Source organism: Pseudalkalibacillus sp. Hm43, assembly GCF_051842935.1.
Lineage (GTDB): Bacteria > Bacillota > Bacilli > Bacillales > Fictibacillaceae > Pseudalkalibacillus.
The window spans coordinates 626,773-642,314 of the sequence record NZ_JBPXRR010000001.1 but is presented as its reverse complement, the minus strand read 5'-3'; the positions used below and the strand labels follow the sequence as shown (position 1 = coordinate 642,314).

The 15,542-nt window shown below is 42.9% G+C and carries 15 protein-coding genes; 6 read left to right on the top strand and 9 right to left on the bottom strand.

Translation table 11 applies throughout. From position 1 onward, the window contains the following. Positions 1-4: 4 nt before the first annotated feature. The 9 genes from ACSVDE_RS03495 to ACSVDE_RS03455 all read right to left on the bottom strand — a co-directional run bounded on the left by ACSVDE_RS03495 (position 5) and on the right by ACSVDE_RS03455 (position 10,177). The gene (locus ACSVDE_RS03495; protein ID WP_439299574.1) at positions 5-400 is read right to left on the bottom strand and encodes an HIT family protein; all 396 of its coding nucleotides are present in this window, start codon (positions 398-400) and stop codon (positions 5-7) included. A gap of 133 nt (positions 401-533) precedes the next feature. Then, positions 534-2,513 (bottom strand): S9 family peptidase, encoded by a 1,980-nt coding sequence (locus tag ACSVDE_RS03490; RefSeq protein ID WP_439299573.1) that lies wholly within the window; start codon positions 2,511-2,513, stop codon positions 534-536. Positions 2,514-2,536: 23 nt separating this feature from the next. Beyond that, positions 2,537-3,406, bottom strand: coding sequence for an oligopeptide ABC transporter permease (opp4C, locus tag ACSVDE_RS03485; RefSeq protein ID WP_439301923.1), 870 nt, complete (start codon positions 3,404-3,406; stop codon positions 2,537-2,539). A gap of 77 nt (positions 3,407-3,483) precedes the next feature. Next, entirely contained in the window at positions 3,484-4,434 is a 951-nt protein-coding gene (locus ACSVDE_RS03480) for an ABC transporter permease (protein ID WP_439299572.1), read from the bottom strand. A gap of 144 nt (positions 4,435-4,578) precedes the next feature. Continuing rightward, positions 4,579-6,234: a peptide-binding protein gene (locus ACSVDE_RS03475; protein ID WP_439299571.1), complete on the bottom strand. Its 1,656-nt coding sequence runs from the start codon at positions 6,232-6,234 to the stop codon at positions 4,579-4,581. A gap of 93 nt (positions 6,235-6,327) precedes the next feature. After that, positions 6,328-7,353: an ABC transporter ATP-binding protein gene (locus tag ACSVDE_RS03470; RefSeq protein ID WP_439299570.1), complete on the bottom strand. Its 1,026-nt coding sequence runs from the start codon at positions 7,351-7,353 to the stop codon at positions 6,328-6,330. Beyond that, the gene (locus tag ACSVDE_RS03465) at positions 7,322-8,341 is read right to left on the bottom strand and encodes an ABC transporter ATP-binding protein (RefSeq protein WP_439299569.1); all 1,020 of its coding nucleotides are present in this window, start codon (positions 8,339-8,341) and stop codon (positions 7,322-7,324) included. Before ACSVDE_RS03465 ends, ACSVDE_RS03470 begins: the two co-directional genes overlap by 32 nt. Positions 8,342-8,616: 275 nt before the next feature. After that, positions 8,617-9,864 carry an MFS transporter gene (locus tag ACSVDE_RS03460; protein ID WP_439301922.1) on the bottom strand — a complete coding sequence of 416 codons (1,248 nt, stop codon included), beginning with the start codon at positions 9,862-9,864 and terminating at the stop codon, positions 8,617-8,619. Positions 9,865-9,982: 118 nt separating this feature from the next. Then, entirely contained in the window at positions 9,983-10,177 is a 195-nt protein-coding gene (locus tag ACSVDE_RS03455; RefSeq protein ID WP_439299568.1) for a hypothetical protein, read from the bottom strand. 141 nt (positions 10,178-10,318) lie between these two features. On the opposite strand from ACSVDE_RS03455, the gene ACSVDE_RS03450 reads away from it, so the two are divergent. From ACSVDE_RS03450 to ACSVDE_RS03425, 6 genes are all read left to right on the top strand, one after another. Next, positions 10,319-12,340 (top strand): molybdopterin-containing oxidoreductase family protein, encoded by a 2,022-nt coding sequence (locus ACSVDE_RS03450; RefSeq protein WP_439299567.1) that lies wholly within the window; start codon positions 10,319-10,321, stop codon positions 12,338-12,340. Between the two features lie 78 nt (positions 12,341-12,418). Then, positions 12,419-12,613 carry an alpha/beta-type small acid-soluble spore protein gene (locus ACSVDE_RS03445; RefSeq protein WP_226547824.1) on the top strand — a complete coding sequence of 65 codons (195 nt, stop codon included), beginning with the start codon at positions 12,419-12,421 and terminating at the stop codon, positions 12,611-12,613. Positions 12,614-12,701: 88 nt separating this feature from the next. Beyond that, positions 12,702-12,953: an atypical membrane-integrating protein (Mistic protein) gene (locus tag ACSVDE_RS03440; protein WP_439299566.1), complete on the top strand. Its 252-nt coding sequence runs from the start codon at positions 12,702-12,704 to the stop codon at positions 12,951-12,953. A gap of 437 nt (positions 12,954-13,390) precedes the next feature. Continuing rightward, the gene (locus tag ACSVDE_RS03435) at positions 13,391-13,849 is read left to right on the top strand and encodes an SRPBCC family protein (RefSeq protein ID WP_439299565.1); all 459 of its coding nucleotides are present in this window, start codon (positions 13,391-13,393) and stop codon (positions 13,847-13,849) included. 121 nt (positions 13,850-13,970) lie between these two features. Continuing rightward, entirely contained in the window at positions 13,971-14,801 is an 831-nt protein-coding gene (locus tag ACSVDE_RS03430) for an arylamine N-acetyltransferase (RefSeq protein WP_439299564.1), read from the top strand. 163 nt (positions 14,802-14,964) lie between these two features. After that, on the top strand, positions 14,965-15,540 hold the full coding sequence (locus ACSVDE_RS03425) for a hypothetical protein (RefSeq protein ID WP_439299563.1): 576 nt from the start codon (positions 14,965-14,967) through the stop codon (positions 15,538-15,540). Positions 15,541-15,542: the final 2 nt, after the last annotated feature.

Below are 15,542 nucleotides of genomic sequence, written 5' to 3'. Positions count from 1 at the left end.
TTCTTCACCTCGATGTTCGTTGATTTTCCGGTTGTTTCAACCAATATCGAATACCTTTCCCGGCATGAGGCTCATCCTGATATCTCGGTATGATATGGAAATGAGCATGATTGATGACCTGGTTGGAAACTTTACCAACATTCCAACCTAGTGTAAAACCATCTGGATGGTAGGTATCGTCCAGGTACGATTTGGCCTCATGTAAAAGCTCATATATCGCATTCCATTCTTCCGATGTCATTGCGAATACATCTGTACGATGTGCTTTCGGTACGATGACACCCGACCCCGTTAATACACCTTGATGTTTCGGATGTTGGAGAAAATAAGCATACTCATTCTCACAAACAATCTTTTGTTCTGGATCTTTTTTCGGTTCACAAAAAGGACATTCTGCCATCTTTCTTCTTCCCCCCTCTTATCCCTTTAACTTCCATATTCGATTTACGTAGTCGATCTCCTCTGTAACGAAGCTCTTTCCACAATGAAAAAACGGCTCATCCTCGACTTGGAGGCTTGGGCCGTTTCATTCTTCATTGTACATTTGCTACACGAGACGATTTCGGTGACAACCGGTAATGATCAAACCAACCACTGATCTGCTCCAGTCGCGCCATTCTTAAGGATGGATCCCCATTTCGAGAGAGGTTATGATCTGCATCCGGGAATCGGACCAATCTCGTTGGCTTATTTTGTTGTTTAAGTGCAATGTAGAGTTGTTCCGCTTGTTCAATCGGACAACGGAAGTCCTTCTCTCCGTGTAAAATCAACAAAGGTGTATCCACATTTTTCACTAAACGAATTGGTGAATGGTACCACAGTTTCTCCGGATCATTTTCCAAGTGTGCACCGATTTCTCCTTCTGTAAAGAAGTAACCGATATCACTAACGCCATAGAAGCTTTGCCAGTTACAGATAGATCGTTGAGTGACGGCAGCCTTGAATCGATCTGTACTGCCGACGATCCAGTTGGTCATAAATCCTCCATAACTGCCTCCTGTGACATACAGCTCTTCAGAATCGATCCAATCGTACGTATCTAACGCATGATCCACACCGGACATCAGATCTTGATAATCTCCACCACCGTAGTCTCCACGGCAAGCGTTCACGAACGTCTGACCGTATCCATGACTGCCACGTGGATTTAAATAGAGAACTGCATAACCTTTGGCAGTCAATACTTGAAACTCATGGAAGAATGTATTTCCATACATCATATGAGGTCCGCCATGGATGTATAGGATGGTCGGATATTTCTGTCCGGAACGGAAGTCGTTCGGTTTGAGCATCCACCCATGAATGACGGTTCCGTCCTGGCTTGGATATTGGACCGTTTCTGGAACGGACAACGTTATGTCACTGAGAAATTCTTCATTGTGGAACGTAATCGGTTGCTCCATCAGACTGTTGATATCATGACGGACGAGATCTCCAGGATGAGATGGCGTACTGACCGCTAAATAGACATCCTTCGCTCCATCATCCATCGCATATTGGAAAATATGGCGATCCCCTTCCACAATTTTATCAACGTTCCCAAACAAGTCGATGGAATAAAGTTCTGTATTCCCAAACTCACTAGCCAAGAAATACAAATGCTCACTCGTGCTGTTCCAAACTAAGCCCGGCGACATTTCGACCGAATGAAGATCACTAATCATCACATCACCGATTTGGATGTCTAATTTTTCGGTGAGGCATAGCGTCGAACCATTCTCCCGGTCATACACCCACAATTCATTATAGGTAGCCGGTCCATAAGATTGATCATGACCTACATAAGCGATATATCTCCCATCCGGTGAACAGATCGGATGAGAGACCGTTCCTTTTATTGTAGATATTTCGACCGGGTTTTGCCCTAATTCTTGTAAGTATATTTTCGATTGGCGGTAACTGCCCGGTTCATCTTCTCCAAACTTAGCATAAACGATCCCTTTGCCATCAGATGTGAAACGGGCATATAGATGATCTGCCTCGTCTTTCGTCAACACATCGGTTTTCTTCGATTTGAGAGAAAGTATTCCAATATGCTCATACGATTGTGAAGTCAGTGTCGGTTTGCCATCCGCTTTGTATCTCAATGTATCAACAATGATTGGACCCTCTTCTTGCTCTGCTTTTTCAGTGAACGTATAAAGGATGGAGTGTCCATCAGGGTGCCAGGATGGGCTGGATACGCCGTTTTCGGAATCTGTAACTTGCTCTGGTTCACCACCTTGAGAAGAAACCTTCCAAACTTGCATCTTCTCAGAACGGTTCGAGAGGAAGAGCAATTCCGCACCATCTGGTGACCACCTAGGATAGAAGTCCATTGACTTCCCACCGGTCCATCTGACGGATGTTTGTGTACCGACGTCCATGATATATAAATGAGATTGATACTTTTTGTCTTCATTGATTTCTTTCACCACATAGGCTAAACGATGTCCATCTGGAGATAATTGAGGATCACTGACAAACTTCAGCTTCAACAAGTCTTCTATCTCCACTCCATTTCTCTGATTCATCAAACTTCCTCCTTATGAAGCATTTAGGATTTCATTTTAGGGTCGAATGCATCTCTTAATCCATCACCAACGAAGTTGAATGCAAGTACGGTAACCAAAATCATGAGTCCTGGGAAAATCGGGTACCATGGCGCCTCATACATGATCGTCAAGCTTTGAGCATCTTGCAACATATTCCCCCAACTTGGCGTAGGCGGTTGGATACCAAGTCCCAGGTAACTAAGTGCGGATTCTGCCAATATGACGATACCTACGTTCAGGGTAGCCGTTACAATAATTGGCCCCATCGCATTCGGTAAAATATGTGAGAAGATGATCTTTGAGCTTTTGACACCCATTGTTTTGGCGGCAAGGACAAATTCTCGACTTCTTAAGGACAAGAACTCCCCTCTCACAAGTCTTGCTGTCGCCGTCCATCCAAATAGAGCAAATGCCATGATCAACTTATCAATTCCTGGTTCAAAAATGGTGACAAGTGTAATCAACAGGAACAAACTTGGGAAAGCGAGGAAGACATCGACTACACGCATTAAGAACGCATCGACCTTACCTCCATAATACCCCGCGATCGCTCCTACAATGGTTCCGATGAATATCGACGCAGCCACTGATGCGAAACCGACCAATAAGGATACCCTTGCTCCATATAGCATACGCGTGTACATATCTCGCCCAAGTGTATCAACCCCAAGCCAGTGTTCTCCATTCGGTGGTGTCAGTTTTTTCAATAACTCCTGCGTACTAGGTTCATACGGCGTTAACAACGGTGCAAAAATGGCTGATAAAATAATGATAACAAGCAAAATCAAACCGAGGACAGCCAGTTTGTTTTTCATGAACTTGTCGACAGCGATCCTAGTTAACGTGTCAGGTTTTTGAGGCATTGGTGCCATTGGCTCTGGAGAAACGGGTACATTGGGTTGTATATTTGGTTGTAATTGATTTTCAGGCTGTGACATCATAATCCCCCTTAATACTCAATTCTCGGATCGAATACCGCATATAGAATATCAGCAATGAGATTCCCGACAACCGTCAGTACAGCTGCAATAATCGTTATCGCCATAATGACTGGGTAATCCCGCTGAAACGCAGCATCTATAAACAACAATCCGATTCCAGGCCAGTTGAAGATTTTTTCGACTATAACCGTTCCTGCAAAGAAAGAAGGTAGTAATAATCCAAAGATTGTGATAATAGGGATCAAACCATTCCGAAGCCCGTGTTTGTACACAACCTTCCTTTCTTTGAACCCTTTTGCTCGCGCGGTCCGGATATAATCCTGCTTTAACACTTCGAGCATACTTGTTCGTGTATATCTTGTTAACATCGCCATATCAGCTGTCGCTAACACGATTGCAGGCAATATCAAATGGTGAATCCGATCCCAAAGACTGAACGGTTCATTTAGCGTTGCAATACCACCTGTCGGGAACCAACCAAGTTGAACACTTAAAAACATGATCAATACAAGACCAAACCAGAAGTTCGGAGTAGCAAGCCCTAAGAATGAAGTGAACGTAACTGAGTAATCAGTAAGTGTGTAAGGTTTACGGGCTGATAGGATTCCAAAAGGAATGGATATGATCAGGGCAAGAAATGTAGCAACAAGCATCAGAAATAACGTGTTAGGCAATCGTTCTGTAATCAAGAAGGAAACATCCGTCCCTTGTCTGATCAACGACTGACCGAAATCTCCTTGAACCATGTTGCCTACCCATTTCAAATATTGAATATGTGGTGGATCGTTCAGTCCATACTTTTCTTTGTAAGCTTCCATGTCTTCCGGTTTGATGTTTGGATCCATCATTAAAGCCGTCGGATCACCGGGTGCCAGATGAATGATGCCAAATGAAAGAATGGAAATGCCAATCAATAATGGTATTGCCATGATGATACGTCGGATGATGTATGAGAGCAATTGAAATCCCCCTTTTTATCTACTTGCTTTCGTAGTCATTATGTAGGCGAGAAAAAATCTTCTCATGATTCAATCCATAAAACAGGAGATGGATAAAGCATCAGCTCGTAACACTTTATCCATCTTCATCCTGTTTATATTGGATTACTTATCCATCCACCATTTTTCGATTTGGTAGTACTCACTTGATGGATGATGTACGAATCCTTTGATGCTTGAATCTAGAGCATAGTGATCGTTCGGGTAGTACAAGAATGTATACGGTTGTTGTTCCGCAATACCTTCTTGGATTTTTGCAATCGTATCTTTACGCTCTGATTGCTCTAATTGCTTCGTGTTCTCATCCATCAACTTATCCAATTCAGGATCAGAGAAGTGGACGAAGTTCAAACCTTCTTCACGTTCTTTCGAGTGCCATAATGCAGTTGGATCTGGATCTGCAGAGAGGCTCCAACCAAGGATAACTGCGTCATACTTCCAGTTTGGAGCTGTTACATCTCCGATGAACGCACTCCACTCCATGATTTTCGGCTTCACTTCGATACCGACTTGCTTCAATTGCTCTTGGACGATCTGTGCAATCTGTTCACGAGCCTTGTTACCCTGGTTCGTCTTCACTTCAAATGAGAATTTCTTACCGTCTTTTTGAAGGATGCCATCATCTCCAGGAGTCCAGCCCGCTTCTTCTAACAATTGCTTCGCTTTTTCAACATCATAATCGAATTTGGCAACATTTTCGTTGTATGCCCAGCTCAATGGACTTGCAGGTGCATGGGCAACTTCACCGTCTCCGTCTAATACAGCTTGAATCATTGTTTCACGGTCGATTGCGTGAGTTAATGCTTGGCGAACCTTTACGTCTTGGAACAATTCATTCTTTTGGTTGTATCCAAGATATGTGTAAGCTAGAGATAAATCAGTTGATAATTGGATTTTTCCTTCTTCTTGAAGTTTTTCAGCCGTCTTCAAATCAGGTGATTGGACGGATGCTTGATGTACATCTCCGTTAGCCAATTGTGCCATAAGTGCGTTTGCATCAGGTACAATCTTGTACGTAATGGAATCCAAGTATGGACGTCCATTGAAGTAATCATCGTTTGCTACAACTTTAACGTATTGTCCTTCTTTCCATTCTTCGAACTTGAATGGACCAGAACCAACAGGGCTCTTCGTATTGAATTCATTTTCGCCTAACTCAGCAACTGGAACATCCTTCAAGATGTGCTCAGGAAGAATTCCATAAGTAAGCGTCGTCAAGAATGGAGCATAAGGCTCAGACAAAGTGATTTTAACAGTCGTATCATCTACAGCTTCAATCTTATCGATTTTTTCAAAGTCAGAAGCACGAGGACCTGTATATTCTTCGTTCAATGGTAGGCTGTAAGTGAACACTACGTCATCCGCAGTCAACGCTTCACCATCATGGAACTTGACACCTTCATGAAGCTTGATTGTCCATTCAAGACCATCATCAGATGTTTCCCATTCTTTTGCTAGAGCACCTTGAGGAGCAAGGTTCTCATCGAATGACACTAGGCCATCATATAACCATCCAGAAATGTCAGAACTGGAGATATCCGTCGAATACAAGTCGTTGAACAACGTTGGTGCCCCGATGGATCCTACGATGAGGTCACCGCCTTGCTTCGGTTCACCAGAAGCTTGTTCTTCATTCTCGGATGTGTTCTCTTCATTATTCTCACTTGGTTCAGATGCTGGGTTTGCATTACACGCTGCTAAGAAAATCGACAACACAAAAGTTAATAGAACCAACCAATGTAACTTCTTATTCACCTTCAAATTACTTAACCCCCTTAGTTTTTAAAACGAATTTGACTGCTCCAACACAACTGACAATCTCCCTCCCTCCGCGTGATAAAATTATGTAACATCTCATTCGTAGAGATGACACGCAACGTAATGATTCGGCTGTACTTCCTGAAACTTCGGAACTTGTTGTTTACAAACATCCATCGCTGCTGGACACCGTGTATGGAACACGCATCCTTTTGGAGGATTGGATGGGCTCGGCAAATCGCCTGACAAGATGATCCGCTCCCGCTTGGCATAACCCTTCTTGCGAGGTACCGGTACAGCAGACATGAGTGCCTGAGTATACGGATGCATCGGTTCTTTATACAAGTCATACTTGTCGGCAAGCTCCATCATATTACCGAGGTACATGACGCCTACTCGGTCGGATATGTGTCTGACAACCCCTAAATCATGTGATATGAATAAGTACGTGAGGTTGAATTCCTCCTGTAGATCTTCCATCAAGTTGATGATTTGCGCTTGAATGGATACGTCCAGGGCAGATACAGGCTCATCCGCAATCATCAGTTCAGGGTTCAAGGCCAGTGCCCGGGCAATTCCGATTCTCTGTCGTTGTCCTCCAGAGAATTCATGCGGATAACGGTTGGCATAGGACGGATCGAGTCCGACCGTATTAAGTAGGTCCTCTACTTTTTCCTTCCGTTCACCTTGACCGCCGATCTGATGTGTCTTCAAAGGTTCCATGATGCTTGTTTCAAGGGTCTTCCTTGGGTTTAAAGAAGCAAATGGATCCTGGAAGATCATCTGCATTTCACGTCTGACAGACTTTCTGAGATCACCTTCCCTAACGGAGGTGATATCCTGATTGTTGAAATGGATACTTCCTTCAGTAGGCTTGTACAATCGGATGATCGTCCGTCCTAGCGTGGATTTCCCACAGCCTGACTCTCCAACAATCCCGAGTGTTTCCCCCTTTTTCATCTTGAATGAGATGCCGTCGACGGCTTTTACATGACCGACCGTCTTTTGCATGATTCCAGCTTTGATCGGGAAATGCATTTTCAGGTTCGAAACTTCTAAAATCGTTTCTGAAGCAGATCCTTTCTGCTGATCAACGGTGAGAGTATTGGTCCTTCCTTGCATGTTCAGCCCCCTTTTCCTCATCTTCATACAAGAAACAACGGACCGTTCTTGTACCATACTTTTTCTGTAATAGTTGAGGTTCTTCTTTAAAACATCGATCGAAAGCATGCGCACAACGTGGTGCAAATCGGCATCCTTCTGGCATCTGGTCAGGTGTCGGGACATTTCCTTTAATCGGATTCAACCGTCCGATTTCTGCATCGATATCCGGTACCGATTCGACCAGGCCTTGCGTATATGGATGGAGTGGTTCCTCAAACAGATCGTCTACGCTTGCTTGTTCTACGATTTGTCCGGCATACATGACGATGACGCGTTCAGCCAGTTCCGATACGACCCCAAGGTCATGTGTAATCAACAAGATCGATGTATTCACTTTTTTCGATAAGTCTTTCATCAGGTCTAGAATTTGTGCTTGGATGGTTACATCAAGTGCTGTGGTAGGTTCATCTGCTATAAGTAGTTTAGGATCACAACTCATTGCCATAGCGATCATGACACGTTGTCTCATTCCGCCAGATAAACGGTGTGGGTAATCTGAGATGATGGATTCCGCCCTCGGTATTCCGACAAGCTTGAGGAGTTCTATCGCTTGTTGGACCGCTTTTCTCCGAGGCAGCCGTTTGTGGTATGTAATAACTTCTGTAATCTGTTCACCGATGGTAAGTACGGGATTCAAGGAGGTCATCGGTTCTTGGAAGATCATCGAGATGTCATTCCCCCGGATCTTACACATTTCATTTTCGGTGTAACGGACTAGATTCTTGCCTTCTAAGTGGATCTCGCCTTCAACGATTTTCCCATAAGGTGCAGGTACGAGCTGCATGATGGATAGTGAGGTCATGCTCTTTCCACAACCCGATTCTCCAACCAGAGCTACGGTCTCCCCCCTATTAATGGCAAAATCGACTCCATCTACAGCTTTAATGGTCTTTTTTTTGTCGAAAAAATAGGTCTTTAAATTTTCGACGCGTAATAACTCTTCCAATCAAGCCCCCCCTTTAGTATGAGCGACTAGAAGCTCATTGTTTGAACTTTTTATATTTTTTGAATTATTTTAAAACATTATAAAATTATACCGGGGAACATTCAAGATGTTTTTCTGATAAATTTAAACAAAATGTAATTTTTGAAATAAAACTTTCAGTGATGACGTCGAAATATCTCTTATATATCAAGCGATAGACCCGATTTTGTGACAAAATAAAAAAACACGAAAAAAGACGCAAAACTTTATTTTGCGCCTTGTGCTTGTTTCGACATTTATTTTGGTATAGCGACAGGATTCTTCTTTATCCTGCCGTTTTCCGTTACGTTTCGGACAAGGAGGAAAGTAACAAATACGAAGGAACTGATTCCAAAGCTGATGACCATCATCTTGAACCCGATCGTATCTAGGAATAACCCCGTTAGAAGCATTAAAGCCTGGAAAATAATATTATCCACCATTCCTTTAATCGAGAAGAATCGTCCATGATAATCAGATGGAACGTCCGTCTGGAAGATCGTCGTAACTACCGGGAATAGTGTACCAGCTGCAAGACCGAAGATCCCGAACGAAATGACGGACATGATCTGTTGATCTGCGAACACTAAGGATAACTGTGCGGCAGCGATGATAAATGTTATTCCGAGCATATAGGAAAGCTTCGGGTTTTCTTTGAAGAATCGATTTGCGATGAATGTCCCAAGAAATACACAAAGTCCTTCTGTCGTATACAAGATCCCTTTAATCCCAGGATTATTCTGCAACTCGCTGATTTCGATGACCATTAGGTTGAATCCTGCAATAAACAAGAAAGCCGGGATTAATACGAAAATACCGTTTACGACCATTCTTTGATTACGTACGACTGGGTAGAGATCTTTCAATGTACTGATAAAGTTTTCTTTCTTCTTATTCTCATCGGTCTTCTTCACATCTTCTTCAACGTGGATGAAGAAGGTGGCAATCAATAAGATGACGTAAGATATGAGCGTGACGGTATAAAGAGAGAATAATGACATGCCGACCAACATGACCCCACCGAGTGCGGTTCCTACGATTCTTGCGCCAGTGAAGATGTTTACGTGAACGCTGTTTGCTGCCAGAAGTTGATCCTTCTTGACGATAAGCGGTATCATCGTCTGCATCGCTGGATTAGAGAACGTCCCCGAGATTCCGATTACAAATGTATAAATGAGCATCCACCAAACCGAATTGGTTGCTATGGCTAAATACATGAACAAGATCGCGATACATCGCGCAAACCCTGCATAAATCAAGATGTTCCTTTTATTGCTCCTGTCGATCACCCTTCCTGCCATCGGTGCCAGGAAGATTCCAACAAGAAATCCTGCGAGAATAATCAATGCTTGCAGGAATGAGGACTCCACATTCTTTTGTAGAAATTCAAGATTCCCAATGATTCCAACCCAAAGCCCCATACTTGAAACCGCCAGACCAAACATCAGAAGTAAGAAGTTCCGGTTTCTCCACACTTTTTTCGATCCCCTCTCACCCGAAAAAATTATTTCGAGCCTCTAAATATATTACTATTATAAAATGAAATGACCCCCAATGCACTCATTTTGATGAGGGTTTCCAATAAAAAATGGGGTGAGCTTCATTCGCCACCCCATTGCTGGATTAACCTTCGTTGTTTTCCCCATTTTCACCGCCTTCTTCAGGCATCTCTTCATCAGCTGGCTCTTGTTCCTCTTCAGCAGGTTCTTGTTCTTCTGTTGGCTCTTGCTCTTCTTCACCACCACCAGCACATCCAAACAACAAACCTAGAGAAAGAATCGCTGACATACAAGCAAATAAGTATTTTTTCCAGTTCATGTTCACCCCTCCTTTCATCTAGCATTTCCTATAGGCTTTCCTTCATTTTAGGAACTATGCATCTACAAATTGATTTCACCTTTCAGGAATTAATGTTAATCTTTTATCAAGTGAGGTTTACATATTGAAGGGGGCTTTTCATTGAGTTCGAAGACCATACATCGATCCGTGTGTCCATTGGACTGTCCGGATACATGCAGCTTGCATGTCGAAACAGAAAACGGCAAAATCACGAATGTGACTGGCAACCCGGATCACCCTGTAACAAAAGGTCTGATATGTCATAAGGTTCGTAAAATGCCTGAAAGAGTCAATGACCCTGAACGGATCCTATATCCACTAAAGAGAGAGGGTTCAAAAGGGAATTTTTCTTTCAAACGAATTACTTGGGAAGAGGCATATAGGGAGATTACTCAACGCTTTCATCACATCATTTCTCAATATGGAGCAGATGCTATATTACCATATAGCTTCTTTGGAAATATGGGGATTGTGAACAGTGAAGGAATGGACAGACGTTTCTTCAATCGGCTTGGATCCCGAAAGCTCGCCAGAACCATTTGTAATGCAGCGGGTGCTGAAGGATATATCCAGACGATGGGAAAATCTGCGGGAATCGACCCGGAAGATACCATACATTCGAAGTTGATCGTCATCTGGGGCTGTAATTTGATCAGTACGAACTTGCATCAAGTCGTCTATGCCAACATGGCGAGAAAAAACGGCGCAAAGATCGTCGTCATCGATGTCCATCGCAATCGCACAGCAAAATGGGCGGATCAGTTTTATCAAATCAGGCCTGGAACAGATGATGTTCTAGCTTATGGCATCATGCACGTGTTGATTGAGAATGGTTGGACCGATTCTTCCTTCATCGACCGTTATACGGAAGGGTTCGATGGATTGCAACAAAGAGTGAAGGAATATACGCCTGAAGTCGTCTCTCATAAGACGGGGCTCTCAATAGATGAAATTTTTGAATTAAGTAAAATGTACGGGACCATCTCTCCTACCTTCATCCGGATCGGAAATGGTTTGCAGCATCATGTGAATGGAGCAGCAGTCACTCAAGCGATTTCCAGTCTCCCTGCACTCACCGGTCAATGGGGAAAGCTGGGTGGTGGTGCTCTTAAAGGAAATGCAGGGTACGCGGAATGGAATACTGAAAAACTTCAGCGCCCGGACCTCCACCAGAATACTGAAGCTACAACTACGAACATGAATCAGTTAGGAAGAGCACTTGTCGATGATCAAAACCCGATCAAAGCACTATTCGTTTATAACTGTAATCCGGCTCAGGTCGCGCCTAATCAGAACCTAGTCCGTAAAGGAATGCTTCGGGAGGACTTATTCACCGTCGTCCATGACTTGTTCCTGACAGATAGCTGTCGTTTTGCGGATCTCGTATTGCCAGCGACCAGTCACTTTGAAAACATGGACATTTACAAATCCTACTGGCATCTATACGTCCAATTGAATGAACCTACAATCGAACCTATGGGCGAATGTAAGTCCAACTTCACCCTTTTCAAAGAGTTGGCCGCACATATGGGCTTTGACGATGCCTGCTTTCAAGATACCGAAGAGGATATGATCAGAGATGCGTTGGCTAACCCCGATAGTCCCTATTTGAATGGATTGACCTACGAAACGTTGCGAGAACAAGGCTGGGCGAAACTGAAATATGATAAAAGTACATCAGTACCTGAAAAAATCCATACTCCATCAAGTAAAATCAGATTAGATAACCGTTTTCCCCGTGAAAGTAGTCAAACACAAGTTGCTGAGCAGTACCCGCTTCAGTTGATTTCAGGACCGAACCATCAGTTCATCAATTCGACTTTCAGCAACCAAAAGTCTCTGCAAGCTCTTGAAAAACCGGTCGTCTATATCCATCCTGAAGATGCACGCATACGTAATATCGAATCCGGGACGATGGTAGAAATCTTCAATGATCTCGGTCATGTACGGATGAGAGCAGAAGTGACGGAGGATGTGAAGGAAAGTCTGATTGTCACGCAAGGGTTGTGGTGGGATGATGAGGATAACGAGCGGTTTTCCATTAATCATTTAACCCCTGACACTCTATCCGATGCCGGTGGTGGTGCAACTTTCTTCAATTGTTTTGTGGATGTGAAAATTTACCACAATTTACCTGAATAAAATACAGAAGGGGTAAAATACTGAGTTCAAGAGGGAAAAATTTCCCTTTTAAACGTCCAATTGAAGGAGGCAATCTTTATGGCACAAGAAAGCAACCAATTAGTGGTTCCTCGTGCACAAGCCGCAATCGATCAAATGAAAGCTGAGATATGTTCAGAATTTGGCGTCCAACTTGGTCCTGAAACAACCTCTCGCGCAAACGGATCTGTTGGTGGAGAGATTACAAAGCGACTTGTACAGATGGCTCAACAGCAATTAGGCGGGGGAAGATAACTCAACACCCGGGATAAAAGAGGTTGACCAACTTACGTTTGGCCAATCTCTTTTCTATTTTTCCAGTATGTACGGAGGTGGCTTTACTTTGAAAGCCGAAAAGCGAGAATACAATGAAATGAGCCGGGCCATCGATCGAGTGTCAGAAGGTCTTGACTCCATTATAGAGATGTATAATGAAATTGAAGAAGATAAGCCGATCATCAAGCTCGATGATCAAGTCCTTTCCGATCTTGAAGAAGCGAAAGAAAAATTTGGTGATGATTTTATTGATAAAAAGCTGAACAATCTGATCAAGGAAGCCTTGTCCTGGCTCGATGCACCAGCAGATGAAGAGTAGCTCTTGTCATTTTGTGAAGCAAATTACCCAGGAAATAGGTCGTTATTCTGTCGGATCATGGAAAAATGCGGAGAATTCAGTCCTAATTCCACATAAAAAGGCTGCCTCAAAAATTTGAGACAGCCTTTACACATTTTTACCGTTGCTTTGGACTTTTTCAATATGCAGTTCATTCATTCGTCGTTTCTTTCGTTTCCATATAGAAGCCGCATTCAGGACATGTTTTCTTTGGTTCCAGTTCAATCGAATATTCGATCCACTCACATTCTTCACATATGTATTCAAACATGCCCTAGCCTCCCTGCATCAATCCTAATTATTTCCATTATAACGTAAGGTGTATGAAATTGGATCTCTTTTTTCTGGGTTCTTAAAGGTCATTCGCCATCCGTGTAGAATAAAAGGACAACGAGAAAAGTTCTGGGAGGTATTTGTAGATGAAAGACATCACCTATACGATTGAAATACATGCGCCAATTGAAACTGTGTTCCACTGTCTCAATGACAATGAAAAACAGAAAATCTGGATGGAAGGCCTACAAGACACACAATATCCAGATGGTTTAGACCTTGAAGATCCCGTCGGAACGAAATTCATTCAAAAGATCAAAGAAGGTGGACGGGTGATGGAGTACAATGGGGAAGTCATTGCCTATGATGAGCCCAACTTGTGTGCGGTTCAAATTGGGAACAACAGTTTTTCCGTCAAAGCATTCTATGAGTTGACTAAAACGGAAGATGGAACCAGACTGGATTACCGGGCAGAAATGGGTACAGCTAATCTATTGACTAAAGTAATGGGCTTCCTATTCAGTGGAATGACGAAACGAATCCTTCACAAGCAAATGACGAGTCTGAAACGATTGTCGGAGCAAGAAGCGAGCGTGACCGTATGACAAACTGTTGAGCAATTCAACAGTTTTTTTTACACTTAGAGAAGTATCCTTTCTTCAGTATAAGGACAACTTCTTTATGATTTGAAAAATGCATCATGTTGAACGACAAAAGGAGGTCATCGTGAAGACATTTCAGCAGCCACTCAGCACCACGACCACTGAGCGATATTTGAAAATACTGAGGGTACATGAACAGAGCCTGAGTTTGCCTCACTTGAAATCTCTGATCCGTGCTCACCTCCATACGATACCTTATGAAAACTTCAGCAAATTCTATTATGCCCAGACTCTCCAGGAACGAGGTTCATTCATACCTAGTACGGATGAATTCCTATTGCGTCATATGGAGCATGGCTGGGGCGGAACCTGTTATCCATTGAATATTCATTTTTCAAAATTACTGCGGTCGATCGGCTATGATTGCTCTCTTGTAAGAGTCAATGCGGGTCACATTGCCATTCAAGTCCATTTTAATCAGATCAATTACTATGTGGATGTCGGTTACGGATGCCCTCTGTTCAATCCGATTCGTTTACCATCAGAAGGTCTATACAGGTTTCGGAAATTGGGAGAAGAAGTGATTTTCCGTAAACTAGAGAATCAACTTTACTCGATTGACAGACATGCAGACGGGAAATCTTTTGTTAAAAAAGATATCGACTGGCAGCCTCTCACCCTTGTGGATTTCAACCAAGATATCGAAGACTCCCACTGGGATGTAGAAGACAATAAGGTTATGCGCAGATTAAGTGCTACCATCTTTAAACCAAGATATTGCTATTACTTAAACAACGAGACGATCACGCGCAAAAATGAATATACGAAGGAAGTCTCTCACTTCAAGAATCGTTACGACTGGTCGAAGAAAGTGAATCAAGTCTTTGGAATAGAAGCGGACATCGCTTTAGATGCAGCAAACTTTCTAGAGCAGCGTGGGGTTCAGCTATTTTAGAGCATCCAATGACCTATAACCGATTTGAATGCATGATAATAGACTTATTTTTACAAAAGACGAAGGAAAAGTCGTCACCCTCATCGTATATAAGACAAGATTAATCATATTGTGGCATTCATTCGGTTCATATCATTAGGCTTTTTACGAAGGAGAGATTCATATGGATGCAATACCATTCAACATGAATTTCCATATTGACCGGAACTTACGTGAACAGCCAGAAGATCTCGAGGATATGAAGCGCGGAATTCGTTTTTGGCGTGACCAACTCGAGACGACAGAACCGTTATCCTTAAAAGCCCTACTGAACGGTCGTATTGGGGTTTTCTCTAGAATTGTAAAGGACTTGGATGAGAGTGAAAGGCGACTTCATTCTGCGATTGACCAACATGACATCCTGCAAGACCATAAGCAGATTTTCGTGAACCAATTACGTCTTGCTCATACATACCAATGGAAAAAAGAGTTTACGAAAGCGAATCAAATGTTCAATGAACTGATGATGAAATTGCATAAGAACCCTCTGTATCAAGATTACAAGGATTTCCTTTACCAGCACTATGCAAAATGTAAGTTCGATGAAGGAAAGTATGACGCTGCTTATTCCCTTTTCCAAGTTGCGTTGCGAGTTAGGATCGATAAAGGGAATTATCATTTGATTCGCTCCACGGAAGCTTGCATTAAACGATGCAGGGAACTTCGACAAGTTCCCGATGAAGGGAAAATAAAACGCTGACC

Bases quoted from the DNA above. Each gene is read 5' to 3' on its own strand.
- ACSVDE_RS03495 (WP_439299574.1), bottom strand. From the start codon at position 400: ATGGCAGAATGTCCTTTTTGTGAACCGAAAAAAGATCCAGAACAAAAG.
- ACSVDE_RS03490 (WP_439299573.1), bottom strand. From the start codon at position 2,513: ATGAATCAGAGAAATGGAGTGGAGATAGAAGACTTGTTGAAGCTGAAG.
- opp4C (WP_439301923.1), bottom strand. From the start codon at position 3,406: ATGGCACCAATGCCTCAAAAACCTGACACGTTAACTAGGATCGCTGTC.
- ACSVDE_RS03470 (WP_439299570.1), bottom strand. From the start codon at position 7,353: ATGCAAGGAAGGACCAATACTCTCACCGTTGATCAGCAGAAAGGATCT.
- ACSVDE_RS03455 (WP_439299568.1), bottom strand. From the start codon at position 10,177: ATGAACTGGAAAAAATACTTATTTGCTTGTATGTCAGCGATTCTTTCT.
- ACSVDE_RS03445 (WP_226547824.1), top strand. From the start codon at position 12,419: ATGGCACAAGAAAGCAACCAATTAGTGGTTCCTCGTGCACAAGCCGCA.
- ACSVDE_RS03435 (WP_439299565.1), top strand. From the start codon at position 13,391: ATGAAAGACATCACCTATACGATTGAAATACATGCGCCAATTGAAACT.
- ACSVDE_RS03425 (WP_439299563.1), top strand. From the start codon at position 14,965: ATGGATGCAATACCATTCAACATGAATTTCCATATTGACCGGAACTTA.